The sequence below is a fragment of the Shewanella sp. 11B5 genome (genome assembly GCF_002836795.1).
Taxonomy (GTDB): domain Bacteria; phylum Pseudomonadota; class Gammaproteobacteria; order Enterobacterales; family Shewanellaceae; genus Shewanella; species Shewanella frigidimarina.
Genome location: NZ_PJAP01000622.1, coordinates 1 through 3,764, shown reverse-complemented (window position 1 = coordinate 3,764; position 3,764 = coordinate 1). Strand labels below are relative to the sequence as shown.

Annotated in this window: 3 protein-coding genes; all 3 read left to right on the top strand. The window is 42.6% G+C overall.

All coding sequences use genetic code 11. From position 1 onward, the window contains the following. On the top strand, nucleotides 1-904 hold a 904-nt coding region (locus CXF78_RS14375), incomplete at its 5' end, for a DNA internalization-related competence protein ComEC/Rec2 (protein ID WP_145991459.1). A 37-nt stretch (nucleotides 905-941) separates the two neighbouring features. Then, nucleotides 942-2,744: a lipid A export permease/ATP-binding protein MsbA gene (gene msbA / locus CXF78_RS14370; protein WP_102037188.1), complete on the top strand. Its 1,803-nt coding sequence runs from the start codon at nucleotides 942-944 to the stop codon at nucleotides 2,742-2,744. Nucleotides 2,745-2,760: 16 nt separating this feature from the next. After that, nucleotides 2,761-3,764: tetraacyldisaccharide 4'-kinase (gene lpxK / locus CXF78_RS14365; protein ID WP_102037187.1), on the top strand; the 1,004-nt coding region annotated here is incomplete at its 3' end.

Below are 3,764 nucleotides of genomic sequence, written 5' to 3'. Positions count from 1 at the left end.
GAGTTATAGCGTTGTAGTGGCAGTACTGATGCTGCCCATCATCATGAACAAGTTAGTGACTCATGAGATAGTGTTTTCACCAGCGTCTTCGTTAGGTGAAACACCATGGCAACTTCATGCCATCGATGTGGCTCAAGGAATGGCAGTGGTTTTACAACAAGGGCAGCACGGAATTATTTACGACACTGGCGCTGCTTATGGGGAGTTCAGTTATGCTCAACGTGCAATATTGCCTTTTTTGGCCAGTAAAGGTATCCGTTATGTTGATTATATTGTTGTGAGTCATGACGATAATGATCATGCTGGTGGATTAAACGTGTTGGTCGATCAATTTCCACAGGCGGCATTAATTGCTGATTTTTCAGCGTCAGTCTCAGCGTTAACTGAATCATCACATAGCGTGCGAACTTGTGACGGTGAATTATTGTGGCGCGGCGTACAATTGAGTTTTATCCCAAATATTTTAAGCGCCAATAGTAATGATAATAACCGTTCCTGCGTGGTTAAATTGTTTGACGGTCAGTCAACGGTGTTGTTAACCGGAGACATTGAAGCTCCACGAGAGCAAGCACTTTTGGCGGTAAATGCAGATATTAAAGCCGATATTTTATTCGTTCCGCACCACGGTAGTCGCACCTCATCTACCCCAGCCTTTATTGATAGTGTTAACCCTAAACTAGCAATTTTTACCGCTGGCTTCTCTAATCAATATGGGTTTCCTAAACCAGATATTATGGCGAGGTATCAACAACAAGGCAGTAAAATGTTACAAACTGGCCATGTCGGCCAAATAAGCATCAACTTCACAACTGAAGGCTACAAAGTAACCACTTACCGTCAGCAAATTGCCCCATTTTGGTATAACCGTTTGTTTAGATTTGGTGAGTCACTTAAAGCAGAGTAGAATGTTATTCATGTTTGCTAGTTAAGTATTGGATTCAATGTCAGCATCACCTAAAAATGAAATGTGGGTCGTTTTCAAACGTTTGATGGCCTATGTCGTACCGATGAAAGCTATGTTTATTATGGCTGTTCTAGGTCTTATTACTTATGGCGCTGTCGATGCAGCGTTTATCGCATTTATTAAGCCGTTTATTGATGAAGGCTTCAGTCAAACGCCTGCGATAGTCGCCGGTGTCGACTTACCAACGCACGGTGGCTTTAACGCCAATAAAGACATTATGTTAATGGCCCCAATCGCGGTTATTTTAATGTTTAGCTTGCGTGGTGTGGCTAACTTCGTGTCGACCTATTGTGTGTCGTACATGAGTGCTCAGCTCATTATGGATATGCGTCAACAAGTGTTTGAGCACTACCTACGTTTACCTGTGAGTTATATTGACCGTGAAAATAGCGGTAATTTGATTTCACGCGTTACGTTTGATACCGAGCAAATTGCTCGTGCATCAGGCAGTGCGTTGATTTCAATTGTCCGTGACAGCATGACGGCCATCGGTATGTTAGGCATTATGTTCTACTATTCGTGGAAATTGTCATTATGTATTTTGGTGATAGGCCCCATCATGGGTGTGGTTATCAGTGTAGTCAGTAAGCGCTTTCGCAAGGTGTCTAAGCAAATTCAATCTGCTATGGGCGGTGTAACCGCAACCACAGAACAGATGATTAAGGGCCATAAAAACGTATTAGTGTTTGGTGGACAAAAAACTGAGGTTGAACGCTTTTTTCAAGTTAACGATCGTAATCGCTACCAAAACATGAAGCTAGCGGTTGCACAGTCAATCAGCCAGCCGCTCATTATGGTGATTGGTTCATTCGCATTGGCGTTTGTGTTGTATGCTGCCACTTGGGATAGCATGAAAACCGATTTAACCGCTGGTACGTTCGCGGCTATTTTAGGCGCCATGTTAGCCATGCTACAACCGATTAAAAACTTAACCCGTGTTAATGCGGAATTTCAGCGTGGTATTGCCGCTTGTACCACAGTATTTGAATTATTAGACACTGCGCCAGAACCTGATAATGGCGTATTTAGTATTGATAGAGTTGAAGGTAAGTTGACCTTTGATAATGTGACATTTGCATATCCTGGCCAAGAAAAGTCTGCACTTAATGGGATTAATTTTGAAGTTAAGCCGGGTAAAACGGTTGCGTTAGTAGGGCGTTCTGGCTCTGGTAAATCGACCATTGCCAGTTTGATCACTCGCTTTTACGGTGATTTATCAACTGGTGATATCCGTCTTGATGATACCAGTATTTATGATTACCAACTAAAATCACTTCGTAATCAAGTCGCTCTAGTGTCGCAACAAGTTACCTTATTTAATGACACCATTGCCAATAACATTGCCTATGCCTACCCAGGTGAAGTGACTCGCGAACAAATAGTACATGCCGCAGAGTTAGCCTATGCCATGGAATTTATTGATACTTTACCTGAAGGTCTTGATACCCAAGTCGGCGAAAATGGTGTGTTGCTTTCAGGCGGCCAGCGCCAACGTATTGCCATTGCTCGTGCCATGTTACGTGATGCGCCAGTGTTAATTTTAGATGAAGCAACATCAGCATTGGATACTGAGTCCGAAAAAGCGATTCAAAAAGGCCTCGACAATCTTCGTCATAATCGCACCTCTATCGTGATTGCACACCGTTTATCAACCATAGAAAGCGCTGATGAAATTTTGGTTATCGACCAAGGGAAAATTGTTGAACGCGGCAATCACAGTGAGTTAATTGCCCAAGCTGGCATTTACGCTAATCTTTACCAGATGCAGTTTAGTCAATAATGATTAGGTGGTTGTGATGCAACAGCTTATTCATCGAATTTGGTACCAAGGTCATCAGGCCAAATGGTTATTACTGCCACTATCTGGGATATTTTGGTTCATCTCTTATATTAGGCGGTTACTGTTTAGTTTTGGGTTTAAACAAGCGCAAGTATTACCCGTACCCGTAATAGTGGTGGGTAATATCACCGCGGGAGGCAGTGGTAAAACCCCGACAGTAATTTATTTAATTGAACTGTTACGCCAACACGGTTACAAGCCAGGTGTAATAAGCCGAGGTTATGGGGTTAATGTTGATGGTGTTGTTGCTGTTACTCCTAATGCAAAAGCCAGTGATGTAGGTGATGAGCCTGCAATGATAGTGGCTCGCACTCAAGTGCCTATGGTTGTCGGCGCCAAGAGAGTGAGCGCTGCGCAAACATTATTAACAGACTTTGATGTTGATGTAATTATTAGTGATGATGGCTTACAACATTATGCCTTAGGCCGCGATATCGAAATTGCTTTAGTGGATGGAGAGCGTCGTTATGGCAATCACTGCTTGTTACCCGCCGGTCCTTTACGTGAAGGTTTGTGGCGGTTAAATTCAGTTGATTTTGTGATAAATAATGGCGGACCAGCTCAAAACGGTGAAGTGCTGATGGCACTAGAACCTGCACCGCTTTGTCTGGTTGACAACAATCTACAAGATAAGTTTAATCAGCAAAATAGTGTCGTTGCGATGGCTGGTATTGGTAACCCGCAACGTTTCTTTAATAGTATTAGCCAGTTAGGCTATAAAGTAGTAAAAACAGTTGAGTTCGCAGATCACCAAGCTTTTGATCAAAAGCAATTAAGTGACTTATCCGTACAGCATTCATTATTAATGACTGAAAAAGATGCGGTTAAATGTCGCGATTTTGCACAATCAAACTGGTGGTATTTACCTGTAAATGCGAAGCTTAACTCAGAATTTGATCACGCATTGTTGAGCCAATTACAGCAAGTGGCTCAAACTAAACACGGATTGTCTCATGGCAT

Bases quoted from the DNA above. Each gene is read 5' to 3' on its own strand.
- msbA (WP_102037188.1), top strand. From the start codon at position 942: ATGTCAGCATCACCTAAAAATGAAATGTGGGTCGTTTTCAAACGTTTG.